Consider the following 15,844-nt stretch of genomic DNA (forward strand, 5'->3'; position numbering starts at 1 on the left):
TGATCGAATCGCTGTGGCGGTTCAGGCGGCCTGCGCGACCGCCTTGCCGACCTCGTCGAGCAGCCCGCGCGGCGTGCCGGTGACGCTGATGGCGTCGTCGGGAAGCTCGATGCCCAGTTCGCGCTCGATGGTGCGGACGGTGTTGAAGAGGGCGAGCGAGTCGTATCCGAGCGACTCGAAGTCGACATCGAGGATGTCGCCCTCCAGGTTGATGTCCTCGTCCTCGCCCGCGCTCTCGCGCAGCGCGTCCACCAGTTCCTTGACGCCGAAGGCGCTCATGTCCACTCCTCTTGGTTGCTGTGTGATCGGGGTGCGGTATCGGTACGTGCGGTCAGGCCCCGTCGGCGCGGCGTACGACCATCGCGGAGTTGAACCCTCCGTAGCCGCGGGCCAGGACCAGGGCGTGGGTGAGCGGGATCTCGCGGGGCTGGCCGAGGACCAGGTCGAGCAGTTCGCCGTGGGCCGGGCGGGTGATGCCGACGGTGGGCGGCACGACCTGGTCGCGCAGGGCCAGCAGGGCCGTCGCGAGGTCGAGCGAGGCACCCCCGGCGAGCAGCCGGCCCGTCATGGTCTTCGGCGCGGTGACGGGGACGCCGCGCGGGCCGAACACGCCGGCCAGCACCTCGGCCTCCACCCGGTCGAGCTCCGGTACTCCGCAGGCGTCGGCGAACACCACGCCGATCTCGTCGGGGGTGATCCGCGCTTCCGCGAGGGCCGCCTCGACGGCGCGGCGCAGACCGGGCGGCCGCCCGGATCCGGGCCTGGGGTCGAAGGTGGAGGCGTGGCCGGTCACGACGCCGTAGCGCTTGTGCGCGCCGCGCCGGTCGGCCGCCTCCTGGTCCTCGACGACGAGGAGGGCGCCGCCCTCTCCCGGGACGTATCCGGAAGCCTCGGTGTCGAAGGGCAGGTAGGCGCGTGCCGGGTCGTCGACGGTGGAGACCCTGCCCGAGCGTGACATGCACAGCCAGCCCCAGGGGCACAGGGCGCTGTCGACGCCGCCCGCCAGCATCTGCGGGGTGCCCTGGTGGATGTGCCGGCGGGCCTTGGCGACGGCGTCGAGTCCGCCGGCCTGTTCCGTCACGAGCGCGGAGCTGGCGCCGCGCATGCCGTGCCGGATCGAGATCTGGCCCGTGTTGACGGGGTAGAACCAGGCGAATGCCTGGTACGAGCTGACGTAGGCGCCGCCCTTGCTCCACAGCGCCTGCATCTCGCGCTGGCCGAACTCCATGCCACCCGCCGACGCGGCGGTGACCACGCCCACCGCGAAGTCCGGCATCGTACGGGGGTCCAGGCCGGCGTCGGACAGTGCGTGTTCGGCGGCGACGAGCGCGAGGCGGGTCATGTGGTCGGTCTGGGGCAGGAGCCGGCTCGGCAGGTGCTCCTTGGCGTCGAAGTCCTTGACCTCGCCGCCCACGCCGGCCGGGTAGCCGCCCGTGTCGAAGCGCGTGATGGCGGCGATTCCGCTCTCGCCGCGCAGCGTCGCCTCCCAGTAGGGCTCGGTACCCAGGCCGTTCGGCGAGACCACCCCGAGGCCGGTGACCACGGGGGCGTTCATGCGGCGCTCCGGTGCGGTGCGGTGAGCACGATCGCGCTCTGGAAGCCGCCGAAGCCGCTGGCGACGCTGAGTACGGCGTCGGAGACCTGCTCCCGGGCCGTCAGCGGGACGTAGTCCAGGTCGCATTCGGGATCGGGCTCGTGCAGATTGGCCGTCGGCGGGATCAGCCCGTGCTCGATGGCCAGGATGGAGGCGGCGACCTCCAGCGAGCAGATCGCCCCGAGGGAGTGCCCGATCATCGACTTGATGGAGCTGATGGGGGTCGTCCAGGCGTGCCGGCCGAGGCTGTGTTTGTAGGCCATGGTCTCGTGCAGGTCGTTCTGCTTCGTCGACGAGCCGTGGGCGTTGACGTAGTCGAGGTCGCCGGGGTTCAGGCGGGCACGGTCGAGGGCCGTGGTGATGGCCTCGGCCAGTTCCCGTCCGTCGGGGCGCAGTCCGGTCATGCTGAACGCGTTGGCGCGGGTGGCGTGTCCGGCGATCTCCGCGTAGATGTGGGCGCCGCGCCGACGGGCGTGTTCGTATTCCTCCAGGACCAGGATCGCCGATCCCTCGCCCAGGGCGAAGCCGTTGCGGGTCCGGTCGAAGGGCCTGGAGGCGGTCGCCGGGTCGTCGTTGCGCGGTGTCGTCGCCCGGATGGCGTCGAAGCACGCCACCGTGATCGGGGAGATGGCCGCGTCGGACGCGCCGCTGATCATCACGTCCGCGGAGCCGTCGGCGATCAGGTCCGCGGCGTGGCCCAGCACGTCGATCCCCGAGGTGCAGCCGGTCGACAGGACACCGACCGGGCCCTCGGCCTCGGCGATCCAAGCAAGTTCGGCGGCCATGGAGGAGGGGGCGAAGTAGTCGTAGAGGTAGGGCGATCCGTGCGCCTCGTCGACGTGCCACTTGCTGCCCTCGTCACTGACGACGGCGTACTCCCGGTCCAGGCTCTGCGTCATGCCGCAGGCGGTGCCGACCATGACGCCGGTCCGGTGCGGGTCCAGCTCGCCGATGACACCGCTGTCGGCCAGGGCCTCACGGGCGGCGACGACCGCGAACTGCGTGGTGCGGTCCCAGGCGCGGATCTCGCGCCGGCGCAGCCCCGAGGCCACGGGGTCGAAATCGCATTCGGCCGCCACTCGGGAGCGGAACGCGCTCGCATCGAACTGCGTGATGGTCCGTGTGGCGGTCCGGCCCTCGCTGAGCAGCTCCCAGAACTGCTTCGTCCCGATCCCTCCGGGAGCGATCACGCCGATCCCGGTCACCACGACGCGCCGAGCACCGAGTCTTCCTGGCACCGTTTCCCCTCTCCCACCCGCTGTACGCCCTGCTCCGATTCGCAGGGCACAGTCTCGGCCGGGGTCTTCAAGCCGGTTTGGAGAAGGGGCCGAGGCACGTCCGAAGCCGACGGGTCAGCTTCGCCGCCCGTCTCCGGCCGGGCGCCAGCGGCGCCCTATCCGGCGGTGATCTGGGCGTATGCCGTCGCGGGGGTGTGCGCGGTGCCTTCGGTGAAGGCCTTGGTGAAGGCTTCGGGGGTCAGGGTGGTGCGGGCCTTGGTGGTGATGCGGTCGACGTCGGCGCGTTCCGCCGGGGGGAGGGGGGCGCCGGCGGAGCGGCGGGCGGCGTCGGCCGCGCCGAGGAGGGCGGCGGTGGTGGCGGGGCGGCCGGCCAGGGCGTGGGCTCCGGCGAGGCCTTCGAGGGCCAGAGCCAGGGCGCGGGGGTCTCCGGTGGTGCGGGCCATGGCGAGGCCCTCCTCCTGGAGGGCGAGGGCGGCTTCGGCGTCGCCGCGCAGTTCGGCGGCGTAGCCGAGTTCGGCGAGGACCAGGGCGTTGGCCCCGTCGAGGCCGACGGAGCGGTGCCAGTCCAGGACGCGGCGCATGTGGGCCTCGGCTTCGGCGAGGTCCCCGGCGCGGCGGGCGCCGAGGCCGAGGCCGAGGACGGCGTTGATCTCCCCGGCCTGGAAGCCCTGTTCGGCGGCGAGTTTGCGGGAGCGTTCGTGCAGGTCGCGGGCGGCGTCGAGGTCGCCGGTGAGGAGGGCGCCGCGGCCCAGGCCCGAGAGGAGGTCGGCGGCCTGGGTGGTCAGGCCGAGGCTTTCGGCGGTGTCCAGGGCCTCGCGGCGCAGCCGGGTGGCTTCGGTGTAGTCGCCGTGGATCTCGGCGAGCATGGCGAGGGGGTACACGGACCAGAGGCGGGCGGCTCCGTCGCCGAGTTCCGCGAAGAGGGCGGCGCTGCGGTCGCCGTCGCGGGCGGCTCCGTCGAGGTCGCCGGCCAGGAGCCGCTGGGCGGATCGGTCGGCGAGGGCGGCGGCGGTGCCCCAGTCGTCCCGGGCTGCGGTGAAGCCTTCGAGGGCGCGCTCGGTGAGTTCGCGGCCGCTGGTGAGGTCGCCGGTGCCGCACAGGGCGTGGCCCAGGAACCAGCGGGCGCGGGCGAGGTCGTGGGCGGCGGCGGTCTCCTGGTCCTCGTAGGGGCGCAGGCTGTGGCGGATGCGGTCGGTGCGGTCGGCGCCCTCCCCCGCCATGATCGCGAATCCGGTACGCAGGACCAGGGCGCGGGCGCGCAGCGCGGGGGCGGTGTCGCCGGGGGCGGCGAGGGCGGCGTCCAGGGAGCGGCGTCCTTCGCCGAGGCGGCCGCGCAGCACCCAGTACCAGGACAGGGCGCAGACCAGGCGGAGGGCGGCGTCGGCGTCGGTCGCGGTCGCGGTGGCGAGGGCGGTGCGGAGGTTGGCGGCCTCGGTGTCGAGGCGTTCCAGCCAGGCGTGCTGGCCGGCGGCGCGCAGGGCGGGTTCGGCGCTCTCGGCGAGGGCCAGGTGGTGGGCGAGGTGGCGGGCGCGGACGGGCTGGGACTCGCCGGCCTCGGTGAGGCGTTCGGCGCAGTAGGCGGCCACCGATTCGAGCAGCCGGTAGCGGGGGCCGGCCGGGGTGTGGGTGAGGGCGAGCAGGGAGCGGTCGACGAGGCGGGCCAGCAGGTCGAGCACGTCGGCGGGGTCGATGTCCTCGCCGGCGCAGACCTCCTCGGCGGCTTCCAGGGTGCAGCCTTCGGCGTGTACGGCGAGGCGGCGCAGCACGGCGCGTTCGGGGGCGCCGAGGAGGTCCCAGCTCCAGTCGATGACGGCGCGCAGGGTCTGCTGGCGGGCGGGGGCGCCGCGGCGGCCGGAGCTGAGGAGGCGGAACCGGTCGTCGAGGCGGTCGAGGACCCCGCGTACGCCGAGGGCGCGGACGCGGGTCGCGGCGAGTTCCAGGGCGAGGGGGATGCCGTCGAGGCGGGCGCAGACGGCTTCGACGGCCTCGCGGTCCGCGCCCTGGAGGGTGAATCCGGGTGCGGTGGCGGCGGCGCGGGCCGTGAACAGTTCGACGGCCGCGCGGAGTTCGAGGGTGGGGACGGTCCACAGGGTTTCGCCGGCCAGTGCGAGGGCTTCCTGGCTGGTCGTCAGGATGCGCAGGCCGGGTGCGGTGCGCAGGAGCAGTTCGGCGAGTTCGGCGACCTCGTCGACGAGGTGCTCGCAGTTGTCGAGTACGAGGAGCAGTTCGCGGTCGCGCAGGGTGGCGGCGAGGCGCTGGCCGGGGGTGAGGCGCTGCTGTGCGGCGGGCACCACGCCCCAGACGGCGTCGTCGCGGATGCCGAGGGCGGTGGCGACGGCTTCGGCGACCTCGGTGGTCCGGGCGGCGGGCGCGGTGGCGGGGGCCGGGCGGGAGGCGGCGCCGACGCCGGCGAGTTCGACCAGCCAGATGCCGTCGCGGAAGGCGGCCGGGTCGAGGGCGGCGGCGGTCTCGACGGCGAGGCGGGTCTTGCCGACGCCGCCGGGGCCGGTGAGGGTGACCAGGCGGCGGGTGGCGACGAGTTCGCGTACGTCGGCCACGGCCTGGTCGCGGCCCAGCAGCGGGGACAGCGCGGCGGGGAGGTTCGTACGGGGGCCGGTGGCGGCGGGGGCTTCGGCGGGGGGCGCGGGGCGGGCGCCGGGGCCCGGGCCGGTGCCGGTGCCGGTGCCGGTGCCGGGCGGCGGGGCGGCGGGGGGTGCGGCGGGGCGGGGCGCCGTGAGGGCGGGGTCCTGCGTCAGGATGGCCCGTTGCAGGGCGGCCAGGGCGGGGCTGGGGTCGAGGCCGAGGTCGTCGGCGAGGCGGGCGCGGAGGTCCTCGTAGCCGGCGAGGGCCTCGCTCTGGCGGCCCGCGCCGTACAGGGCGTTCAGGTGTGCGGCGCGCAGCCGTTCGCGCAGCGGGTGCCGCTCGACGAGTTCGGCGAGTTCCCCGACGAGCTGCGCGTGTTCGCCCAGTTCGAGGCGGGCCTCGGCGTGTTCCTCGCGTACGACGAGGCGTTCCTCCTCCAGGCGGTTGGCGGCGGCGCGGGTGAAGGGTTCCTGCTCGAAGTCGGCGAAGGCGGGGCCGCGCCAGACGGCGAGGGCGTCGGCCAGGAGGGAGGCGCGCACGGAGGGTTCGGCGGCGGCGCGGGCGCGGGCGGCGAGGGAGGCGAAGGCGGCGCTGTCGAGGCTGCCTTCGGGGGTGCGCAGGACGTAGCCGGGGGCCTGGGACTCGACCAGGTCGCGGGCGCCGGGTTCGGCCTCGTCGAGGGCGCGGCGCAGCTGGGAGACCTTGGCCTGGAGGGCGCGGGTGGGGTTGCCGGGGGGCTCCTCGCCCCACAGGCCGTCGATGAGGCGGTGGGTGGCCACCGGGCGTCCGGGTTCGACGAGGAGGGAGGCGAGCAGGGTCCGCACCTTCAGTTCGGGAACCCTGACGGGTGTGCCGTCGCTCGTCCACACGCCCAGCTGGCCCAATACCCCGAATCGCATGCGGTCACCGTATCCCGGGGCCCGAACGGGGCCGTAACAGAACCCGAACCGGATCCGAGCCGCCCGGCCGCACTCTGAATCACGTCGGGGCCACAAGGGAGGCGACCGGCGAGGACGAAGAGACGCAGCGAACGAGAGCAAGAGGGAGCCCCGCCATGGGAAAGCTTGACGGCAAGACGGCACTGGTGACCGGTTCGAGCCGCGGGATCGGCCGGAGCATCGCACTGGCGCTGGCCGCCGAGGGCGCCCGGGTCGCCGTGCACTACGCCGGCAACGAGGGCGCCGCGAAGGAAACGGTGAACACCATCGAGGCGGCGGGCGGGCAGGCCTTCGCGATCCGCGCCGAACTGGGGCTGCCGGGTGACGCGGACGCGCTGTGGGCGGCCTTCGACGAGCACGCCGACGGGGTGGACATCCTCGTCAACAACGCCGGGATCGCCGGGCCGGGCCTCATCCACGAGGTGTCGGAGGCCGACTACGACAAGGTCTTCGCGATCAACGCCAAGGCGCCCTTCTTCATCATCCAGAAGGGCCTGGACCGGCTGCGCGACGGCGGGCGCATCATCAACATCTCCTCGGGCGTCACGAAGGTGGCCTTCCCCGGGATGACCTCGTACGCGGCGAGCAAGGGCGCGGTGGAGGTGCTGACGCTGACCCTCGCCCAGACGCTCGGGTCCCGTCAGATCACGGTCAACGCGGTGTCCCCCGGCACCATCGAGACCGATATCCATCCGTGGATGGCCGATCCCGCCGCGAAGGCGCACGCCGCCGGCTTCTCGGTCTTCAACCGGGTCGGGCAGCCGGACGACGTGGCCGATGTGGTGGCCTTCCTGGCCACCGACGACGCCCGCTGGGTGACCGGCCAGAACATCGACGTCAGCGGCGGCTCCGGGATGGGCATCTGACGACCCCCCGGTCCGGTCGGGCCCCGGTTCCGGCGGGGCCCGGCCGGGGGCGTCCGGTCACTGCGAACCCCCGCGCGGTGACCGGGCGGCCCCTCAACACCTGAAGCATCCGCACCGTCCGCACTGTCCGTCCGTACCGATCCAGCCCGCTGTCCGTGAGTGCTGCCCGTGCCCGCATTGGAGGCCGTCCCGTGTCCAGGACCCTGCTCGTAGTGGCCCATCCCCGAGGCGACTCCCTGACCGCGCAGGTCGCGGAGCGCGCCCGCCGCCGGGCGGAGGCGGCGGGGAACTCGGTGGACCTGATGGACCTGTACGCGGAGGGCTTCGACCCCCGGCTGACGCCGCAGGACGAACCCGACTGGCAGGACCGCGAGAAGCGGTACTCCCCCGAGGTGCACGCGCACATGCGGCGGATCGAGGAGGCCGACGAGCTGGTGGTGGTCTTCCCGGTGTGGTGGTTCGCGCCGCCGGCCGTGGTGAAGGGCTGGATCGAGCGGGTGTGGAACTACGGCTTCGCCTACGGGCGCAGCAAGCCGCGCCTGGCGGGCAAGCGGATGCTGTGGCTGGGGCTGGCCGGGCACGCGGCCGAGTACTACGAGAGCACCGGGCTCGGGAAGGCGCTCGAACTGCAGCTGAGGGTGGGGGTGTCGGAGTTCTGCGGGGTCGGGGAGTCGGCGGTGCGGCTCCTGTACGGCACGGAGTTCTCCGGGATCCCCGAGACGCTCCGCGAGGCGCGGGCGCGGGAGGTGTTCGCGGCGGCGGAGGAGGTGCTGGCGTCCTTCGGGGGCGTCGGCGAGGGCAGGGTCGTCCCGGCGGCGGTGCCGGTGGGGGCCTGAACGACGGAGGGAGAGGCGAGGGAGAGAAGCGAGGGAGAGATACGGAGAGGGAAACGCGAAGCGCGGTACGAGACGGGTCCGGTAGCACTCCTGGAGGGGGGTGGGCTACCGGACCTTTCGCGTGTCCGGGTGCGGGCGGCGGATTCTGGGTGGACACCGTTTCCTAGGCACTCTAGGTTTGGGACTAGAGCTACTAGGTTCCTATGGGTTCACGGGGAGGTTCCGCATGGTGCGTGCGGGGTTGAGTGCCGGGCGGCTGGTCGAGGCGGCCGCCGTCATGGCCGACGAGGGCGGGCTGGAGAAGGTGACGCTGTCCGCGCTCGCGCGGCGGTTCGGGGTCAAGGACGCGAGCCTGTACTCGCACGTGCGCAACCTCCGGGACCTGCGGGTCCGGGTCGGGCTGCTGGCGTCCGAGGAGATGACCGGCCGGATCGCGGACGCGGTCGCGGGGCGGTCCGGCAAGGACGCGCTGGTCGCCTTCGCCGACGCCTACCGGGCGTACGCGCTGGAGCGCCCCGGCTGTTACGCGGCCACGCAGATGCGGTTCGAGCCGCAGGAGGTGGCGGGCTCGGCCGGGCTGCGGCGCAGTGTCGAGCTGACCTACGGGATGCTGCGCGGCTACGGGCTGGCGGAGCCGGATCTGACCGACGCGGGCCGGCTGCTGCGCAGCACCTTCCACGGCTACGTCCACCTGGAGCTGAGCGGCGGCTTCGGGCACTCCCGCGAGGTCGGCGCGTCCTGGTCCCGGGGGCTCGACGCCCTGCACGTGGCTCTGGAGAACTGGCCGTCCCCTGATGAGGAGAGCGAGCGGTGAACACCCCTGACCCGTACGAGTGCGGCACGCTGAAGGTGCCCGGCGCCACCCTGTACTACGAGCGGCGCGGCAGCGGTCCGGTGCTGCTGCTGATACCCGGCGGCGGCGCGGACGCCGGGCTGTACGCGGGGGTGGCGGGGGACCTCGCCGCCGCCGGGTACACGGTGGTCTCCTACGATCCGCGCGGCCAGTCCCGCAGCCCGCTCGACGGGCCGGCCGCCGACCATCGGGTGGCGGACTGGGGCGACGACGCGTACCGGATGCTCGAACTGCTCTCCCCGCACGAGGAGGCGTACGTCCTCGGGTGCAGCGCGGGGGCGGTCGCCGCGCTCGACCTGCTGGCCCGTCACCCCGGGCGGGTGCGCCGGGTCGTGGCGCACGAACCGCCGCTGGTGGAGGTGCTGGAGGACCCCGCGCCGTACCGGGCGGTGTTCGCCGAGGTGCGCGAGCTGGCGCGGACGGAGGGCGTCGGTGCGGCCATGGCCCGTATGGGCGAGGGGATGGGCGAGCCGGAGGAGAAGGGGGAGGAGGAGCACGGGGGTGGGGTGCCGGCCGCTGTCGCGGAGATGGCGCCGCGGATGTACGCGAACCTGCCGGTGTTCCTGGAGCACATCCTGTGCCCCTTCACGGGGAGCCGGCCGGACGTGGCCGCGCTGCGGGAGGCGCGGGAGCGGCTCGTCCTGGCCGCGGGCCGGGGCTCGCGCGGGCTGGTCCCCCTGTACGGGCCGGCCGGGCGGCTCGCGGAGCTGACCGGGGCCGCGTTCGCGGAGTTCCCGGGCGGGCACGTGGGCTGCGCGGAGCGGCCGGCGGAGTTCGCCGCGCGGCTGCTGGCGGTACTCGGGGAAAAATAAATCCGGCAGGCTGTCACATCGGTCCGGGGCGGCGGGTCATAGGGGTGTCCAGCACGCAGGAACACCATCCGAGGAGCCCCAGATGTCCACCACCGCCACCGTCCTGACCCTCGTCACCGCCTTCATGGCCGGGTTCTCGGGGGTCTCGATCTTCGTCCGCGCGAAGTTCGTCGTCGAGCCGCTCGGCGCGTACGGGGTCCCGAAGTCCTGGTGGAACTGGCTCGGCGCGGCCAAGGTCGCCGGGGCGCTGGGGCTGCTCGCCGGGTTCGCCGTCCCGGCCGTCGGGATCGCCGCCGCCGTCGGGCTCGTCGCCTACTTCACCGGGGCCGTCGTGACCGTGCTGCGCGCCCGTGACTACGCGCACGTCGTCTTCCCGATGATCTACGCGGCCCCGGCCGTCGCCGTCCTGGCCCTGGTCTGAGGCCGGTGCGGGACACGCCCGAGGGGCTGCTCGGAGAGCAGCCCCTCGGTGGAGAAAGGTGCGGTTACTCGCCGCCGCCGATCGGCGGGATGCGCCGCAGGAGCGCCGCCACCGCGACGGCCGTCAGGACCGCCAGGCCCGCGCTGACCAGGGAAGCCGTGTGGAATCCGGAGGCGAAGGCCTCCCGGGCCGCGGTGAGGAGGTCGGCGCCGAGGGTGCCGGGCAGCTGGGCCGCCGCGTCGGCCGCGCCGCCGATCGTGTCGCGGGCCGCGGCCAGGGCCTCGGCGGGGATGCCCGCCGGAGCCGCGGCGGCCACGTCGTCCCGGTAGACCGCCACCGCGACGCTGCCGGTACCGGCGATGCCCAGGGCCAGCCCGAGGTCGTACGCCGTCTGGCCGGTCGCCGCCGCCGAGCCCGCCTTCTCCGCCGGGGCGGAGCCCACCGCGAGGGCGGTGCCCAGGACGCTGATCGGGGCGATGCCGAACATGACGAGCGCGAGGCCCAGGGAGACCGCGACGACCCCGTCGACCGTCGCCAGCCAGAAGCCGAGCAGGGTGAAGACCAGGCCCGCGAGGATCACGTAGGCGGGGCGCAGGCGCCGGGCGAGGACCGGGGTGAGCTGGGAGCCGAGGACCAGGCCCGCCGCTCCGGGCAGCAGCCACAGGCCGGCCGCGAGGGGGGTGAGGCCGCCGAGGGCGAGCAGGTACTGCGGGACCAGGTACTCGATGCCGTTCAGGGCCATCATGCCGAGGAGCAGGGCCAGCAGGGCGCCGGTGAAGGCGCGGCTGGAGAAGAGCCGCAGGTCCAGGAGCGGGGTGGCGAGCCGGTTCTGGCGGCGGACGAAGAGGAAGGCGAAGGCGGCGCCGACCGCGATGGCCGCCAGGTAGGAGCCCTCCGGTCCGAACTCGGCGAGCTTCTTGATGCCGTAGACCACCGGGAGGATCGCCAGCAGGAACAGTCCGGCGCTGGGCAGGTCGATCCGGCCGGCCGACGGGTCGCGGTACTCGGGCAGCAGCAGCGGTGCGAGGAGGACCACGGGGATCATGACCGGGACGCCGAGCAGGAAGACCGAACCCCACCAGAAGCTGTTCAGCAGGACACCGCCGATGACGGGTCCGACGGCGATGCCGACGGAGAGGGCCGTCACCCACATGGCGATGGCCGTGGCCCGCTGGCGGGCGTCCTCGAACATGTGGCTGATCAGCGCGAGCGTCGACGGGAGCACCGCGGCCCCGGCCACTCCGAGCAGGGCCCGGGCGACGATCAGCATGGTCGGGTTGGCGGCGTACGCGGCGAGCAGCGACGCGACGATGACTCCGGCCGAACCGGCGAGCAGCAGCTTGCGGCGGCCGATCCGGTCCCCCAGCGTGCCCATGATCACCAGGAAGCCGGCCGTCATGAACCCGTACATGTCGGTGGTCCAGAGCAGCTCGCTGCTGGAGGGGTGCAGGTCGGCCGTCAGGTACGGGGTGGCCAGCCAGAGCACGCCCAGGTCGGCGGTCATCAGGGTGACGGGCAGGAGGAGCACGGCGAGGCCCAGCCACTGGCGCGGGCCGGCCCGGGTGGGGAGCGCTTCGGAGGTGTCGGGGGCGGAGGTCGTCGAAGTCATGTGAGCACTGTGCTGGGCGGCGTCTCGGGTCCGGCTCGGACGGTGTTGCGGTGGTGTTCCGGTCCCGGAACACCACCTGATCCGCGGGCCGGGGGTCAGTGGGCCCAGGGGGCCATCGGGTACCAGATGAGGTCGCGGCGGGCGAGGATGCGCACGTCCCAGTAGAGGATCATGAAGATGCCGGCGGCGACGAAGGCCACGGCCATGACGGCGGACAGGCGGCTGGGGCGGGCGGTGAGCCAGCGGTGGAGGCGGTCGCCGAAGAGCCCGGTGACGAGCAGGAAGAGCAGCCCGACGATCACGATGTTGCCGAGGGCCTGGAGGCCGAAGGCGGCGGCGCCGTAGAACACGTTGTGGCTGGCGGCGGCGTCGCGGAAGAGCTGGCGGAACAGTCCGAAGGGGCGGCCGAGGAGCAGGGAGCCGGTCATCACGCCCATGACGAACATGGGGGCGCCGGGGAAGCGGGCGGTCAGGCGGGCCAGCGGGTCGCGGACCAGGCCGGCGGCGGCCAGGCCCAGGTAGGTCATGGCCAGGCCCATGATCCCGTAGACCACCATGGCCTGGATCATGCGGGGCGAGAAGCCTCCGCCCTGGGAGGCCGTCTGGAACTGGGGCATGCCGGTGCCGACGACGGCGACGAGGACCCCGTAGGCGGCGGAGACCAGGAGCGCTCCGGCCGCGAGCTGCCCGAGGGGGCGCAGGGCCGCGGCGAGCCGGCCGCGACGGGTGGCGACCTGCCCGGCGAGGGGGGCGACGGCGCTGAAGACGGCGATGTTGCAGGCGGTGAAGGAGCCCGCGACGCCGGTGGCGAGGGCGAAGGCGATGCCGGCGAGGGCGCCGGTGAGCGGGGCGTCCTTGGCGGGGTGGCCGAGGAGGGCCTCGGAGACGTTGCCGCCGATGGTCTGGTCGACGAACTCCGCCGACCAGACGACGGTCAGGGCGAAGCCGATGAGCGCGCCGAGCAGGAGGACGAGGCCCCGGCGGCGCGGGACGTGGCCGTTGAAGAAGAAGGAGGGGGTTCGGGTCGGACGCAGTGGGCGGGGTGTTGCGGCGGGACGGGACGCAACCTCGGTCATGGTTCCTCCTCGGGGGACGGGTTCGGGGGACGTGCGCGTGCGCCGGTCAGGCGCCGGTGGCGTGCGCGAGCGGGGCGGACGCCTGGTCGGGGGCCGCGCCGGAGCCGTCGGGAGCGGCGGCGGACAGGGCGGCGGCCGGAAGCGAGAGGAGGACGGCGGTCATGGCGCCCGCGATGAACCAGCCCGAGGCGTCGCGCCCGTCGAGGTAGGTGGCGAGGGCGGGGCCCACACCGCCGAGGACCGCTGTGGTGAGGGCGTGCGGGAGGCCGATGCCGAGGACGCGGACCTCGGGCGGGAAGATCCCCGAGAGGATCGCGGGCAGCGTGGTGGTGGCGCAGACCAGGAAGAGGGCGCCGCTGCCGTAGGCGAGCAGCAGGCTCGCGAAGTTCCCGCTCATGGTGAGGTAGCCGTACGAGCCGACGGCGGCGAAGAGCAGGCTGGCGGCGGCCAGGAACCTGCGGGGTCCGACCTTGTCGGCGAGCAGGCCGACGGGCACGTTGGCCGCGATCACGAGGGCGGTGCCGCAGACCACCACCCAGAACATCGTCCCGGGCGGGACCAGCCGCGCCCCCATCGCCGGGACCAGGGCGGTCCAGGTGCCGCCGACGGTGGCGGTGCCCGCCACGAACAGCACGGAGACCAGCACCTGGCGGCGGTGGGCGGTGAGGACCCGGCGCAGCGAACCGCGGGTGGGGCGGCTGCGGACCTCGCGCCGGAAGACCTCCGTCTCCGTCATCCGGGTGCGCATCACCATGAGGACGAGGCCGAGGGCGGCGCCGACGAGGAACGGTACGCGCCAGCCCCACGAGGCCATCGCCTCCGGGCCGAGCCCGCCGGTCAGCCCGGCGCCGAGGAGGGAGGCGAGCAGCACCCCGGAGGCGGTGGTGAGGGAGAAGAGGCTGCCGTAGAGGCAGGCCCGCCCGCGCGGGGCCTGCTCCATCAGGTAGGCGGCGGCGGTGGGCCATTCGCCGCCGGCGGAGATGCCCTGTGCGATCCGGGCGAGGAGCAGCAGGAGCGGGGCGGCCAGGCCGATGCTGCTGTGGCCGGGGGTGAGGGCGATGAGCAGCGAGCCGCCGGTCATCAGGCCGATGGCCAGCATCAGGGCGGGTCTGCGGCCGCGCCGGTCCGCGAAGCGGGCCAGCAGGACGCCTCCGACGGGCCGGGCGAGGACGCCGATGCCGAGCACGGCGAAGGCGCCGAGGAGGGAGGTGAGCGGATCGGTGGAGGGGAAGAACGCGGGCGCGAAGAGCGGGGCGAAGAGGGCGTACGCGAGCCAGTCGAAGGACTCCACGAAGTTGCCGACGACCGTGGCGGTGACCGCCCGGCGTCGGGACGGCGCGGTGGACGGCGAACTCATGGGCTCTCCCGGTCGGTTCCGGTCTCGGTGACGGGCGGGGAACATCGTCGCGAGGGGCGGGAGGACGGCCAACTCCCTACGTGCCGCGCCGGAGGGCACCCGCTGCGGCTGCTGCCCCTCGGGCCGGGCCGGGCGTGGTCCGCATGTCAGGAGAAGCCCCGGGGCCGGGCGGCGCCGAGAATTGCGGCCGGGGGCCGGCTGAATGACTCGGGAGGCCGATCGAGTTGACGGTTTTCATGTCCGCGGCGGCGGTGGCGCCGCTCTCTTCGCACGCGGTGCTGCTGTTCCTGCTCCAGGCGGGGGCGCTGCTGGCGCTGGCCTCGGCGCTCGGGACCCTGGCCGTCCGGTGGCGGATGCCGGCGCTGGTCGGGGAGCTGACCGCCGGGGTGCTGCTCGGTCCGTCGGTGCTGGGCTCGCTCGCGCCCGCGCTGTCGGACCGGCTCTTCCCCCGGGACGCCGACCAGTTGCACCTGCTGGACGCCGTGGGGCTGCTGGGCGTGCTGTTCCTGGTGGCGCTGGCGGGGACGCAGGTCGACCTGGGGCTGGTCCGCCGCCAGAGCGGGACAGCGCTGCGGGTGAGTCTGGGCGGGCTGGTGGTGCCGCTGGCCGGCGGGGTGGGGCTGGGGCTGCTGCTGCCGGCCGGCCTGGCCGGGCCGGGTACCGATCCGGTGGTGTTCGCCCTGTTCATGGGCGTCGCGATGTGTGTGAGTGCCATTCCGGTGATCGCCAAGACCCTCACCGACATGAACCTGATGCACCGTCGGGTGGGTCAGCTGACGATGGCGTCGGCCGTCTTCGACGACATCTGCGGGTGGGTGATGCTCTCGCTGCTGTCCGCGATGGCCGCGTCGGGGCTGCACACGGGTGACGTGGTGCGGTCGGTGCTCTCGCTCGTCGCGGCGGGCACCGCCGCGGTGTGGGTGGTACGGCCGGTGGCCCGCCGGGTGCTGCGCCGGGCCCGTGGGTCGGGGGCGGTGCTGACGTCGTTGGTGGTGCTGATCCTGTTCTCGGCGGCGGGCAGTCAGGCGCTGGGGCTGGAGGCGATCGTCGGCGCGTTCGCCTGCGGGCTCGCGATCCGCTCGGTCGCCTCGGAGGGAGGGCAGGGCCTGTCGGCCCTCGATCCGTTGCGCCGGATGCTGACCGGTGTGCTGGCGCCGTTGTTCTTCGCGACCGCGGGGCTGCGGATCGATCTGACGGCGCTGGCCGACGCGCGGCTGGCGCCGCTGGCCCTGCTGGTGCTGGCGGTCGCCGTCCTGGGCAAGTTCGCGGGGGCCTTCCTGGGGGCGGTGGCCAGCCGGATGACCCGGTGGGAGGGGCTCGCTCTGGGGGCCGCGCTCAATGCCCGGGGGGTGATCGAGGTGGTGATCGCCACCGCCGGGCTGCGGATGGGGGTGCTCACCTCGGCCTCGTACACGATGGTCGTCCTGGTCGCCGTCGTCACCTCGCTGATGGCGCCGCCGCTGCTGCGCTGGACGATGGCGCGGGTCGAGACGACCGCCGAGGACGAGCACCGGCTCGCCGTGGACCGGGGGATCTGGGCGCCGGCGCGGGCCGTGGAGAAGTGAGCTTCCGCCGGGCCGCCGCCGGGCTCTGAGGAGTGGGGCAATCCGGAAGGTGCGGGGCGCGGGGGGCGGCGCCCAGGATCTGCGGTGTCGGTGACC

Annotated in this window: 13 protein-coding genes; 6 read left to right on the plus strand and 7 right to left on the minus strand. The window is 74.2% G+C overall.

The genetic code is table 11. From position 1 onward, the window contains the following. Window positions 1–21 precede the first annotated feature (21 nt). From OOK31_RS37380 to OOK31_RS37395, 4 genes are all read right to left on the minus strand, one after another. Window positions 22–279 (minus strand): acyl carrier protein, encoded by a 258-nt coding sequence (locus OOK31_RS37380; protein WP_267091900.1) that lies wholly within the window; start codon window positions 277–279, stop codon window positions 22–24. A 52-nt stretch (window positions 280–331) separates the two neighbouring features. Then, entirely contained in the window at window positions 332–1,555 is a 1,224-nt protein-coding gene (locus OOK31_RS37385) for a ketosynthase chain-length factor (protein WP_267091901.1), read from the minus strand. After that, entirely contained in the window at window positions 1,552–2,802 is a 1,251-nt protein-coding gene (locus tag OOK31_RS37390) for a beta-ketoacyl-[acyl-carrier-protein] synthase family protein (protein ID WP_323188305.1), read from the minus strand. The genes OOK31_RS37385 and OOK31_RS37390 overlap by 4 nt, the downstream gene beginning before the upstream one ends. A 185-nt stretch (window positions 2,803–2,987) precedes the next feature. Continuing rightward, window positions 2,988–6,314: a BTAD domain-containing putative transcriptional regulator gene (locus OOK31_RS37395; protein ID WP_267091903.1), complete on the minus strand. Its 3,327-nt coding sequence runs from the start codon at window positions 6,312–6,314 to the stop codon at window positions 2,988–2,990. Between the two features lie 155 nt (window positions 6,315–6,469). Here OOK31_RS37395 and OOK31_RS37400 point away from each other — a divergent pair, with 155 nt between their 5' ends. The 5 genes from OOK31_RS37400 (at window position 6,470) to OOK31_RS37420 (ending at window position 10,141) form a co-directional block, all read left to right on the plus strand. Further along, window positions 6,470–7,219, plus strand: a complete 750-nt coding sequence (locus OOK31_RS37400) for an SDR family oxidoreductase (RefSeq protein WP_267091904.1) — start codon at window positions 6,470–6,472, stop codon at window positions 7,217–7,219. 191 nt (window positions 7,220–7,410) lie between these two features. Beyond that, on the plus strand, window positions 7,411–8,055 hold the full coding sequence (locus tag OOK31_RS37405; protein ID WP_267091905.1) for an NAD(P)H oxidoreductase: 645 nt from the start codon (window positions 7,411–7,413) through the stop codon (window positions 8,053–8,055). A gap of 226 nt (window positions 8,056–8,281) precedes the next feature. Next, complete coding sequence (locus OOK31_RS37410) at window positions 8,282–8,869, plus strand: TetR/AcrR family transcriptional regulator (protein WP_267091906.1); 588 nt, start codon at window positions 8,282–8,284, stop codon at window positions 8,867–8,869. Next, the gene (locus OOK31_RS37415) at window positions 8,866–9,720 is read left to right on the plus strand and encodes an alpha/beta fold hydrolase (RefSeq protein ID WP_267091907.1); all 855 of its coding nucleotides are present in this window, start codon (window positions 8,866–8,868) and stop codon (window positions 9,718–9,720) included. Before OOK31_RS37410 ends, OOK31_RS37415 begins: the two co-directional genes overlap by 4 nt. A gap of 82 nt (window positions 9,721–9,802) precedes the next feature. Continuing rightward, window positions 9,803–10,141: a DoxX family protein gene (locus tag OOK31_RS37420; protein ID WP_267091908.1), complete on the plus strand. Its 339-nt coding sequence runs from the start codon at window positions 9,803–9,805 to the stop codon at window positions 10,139–10,141. A gap of 64 nt (window positions 10,142–10,205) precedes the next feature. Here OOK31_RS37420 and OOK31_RS37425 read toward each other — a convergent pair whose 3' ends face one another. From OOK31_RS37425 to OOK31_RS37435, 3 genes are all read right to left on the minus strand, one after another. Further along, window positions 10,206–11,750 (minus strand): MFS transporter, encoded by a 1,545-nt coding sequence (locus tag OOK31_RS37425; protein WP_267091909.1) that lies wholly within the window; start codon window positions 11,748–11,750, stop codon window positions 10,206–10,208. Between the two features lie 95 nt (window positions 11,751–11,845). After that, on the minus strand, window positions 11,846–12,826 hold the full coding sequence (locus OOK31_RS37430) for a hypothetical protein (RefSeq protein ID WP_267091910.1): 981 nt from the start codon (window positions 12,824–12,826) through the stop codon (window positions 11,846–11,848). Window positions 12,827–12,872: 46 nt separating this feature from the next. Further along, window positions 12,873–14,183: an MFS transporter gene (locus OOK31_RS37435; RefSeq protein WP_267091911.1), complete on the minus strand. Its 1,311-nt coding sequence runs from the start codon at window positions 14,181–14,183 to the stop codon at window positions 12,873–12,875. A gap of 224 nt (window positions 14,184–14,407) precedes the next feature. Here OOK31_RS37435 and OOK31_RS37440 point away from each other — a divergent pair, with 224 nt between their 5' ends. Continuing rightward, window positions 14,408–15,748 carry a cation:proton antiporter gene (locus OOK31_RS37440; protein ID WP_267091912.1) on the plus strand — a complete coding sequence of 447 codons (1,341 nt, stop codon included), beginning with the start codon at window positions 14,408–14,410 and terminating at the stop codon, window positions 15,746–15,748. Window positions 15,749–15,844: the final 96 nt, after the last annotated feature.

Source organism: Streptomyces sp. NBC_00249 (assembly GCF_026342355.1).
GTDB lineage: Bacteria > Actinomycetota > Actinomycetes > Streptomycetales > Streptomycetaceae > Streptomyces.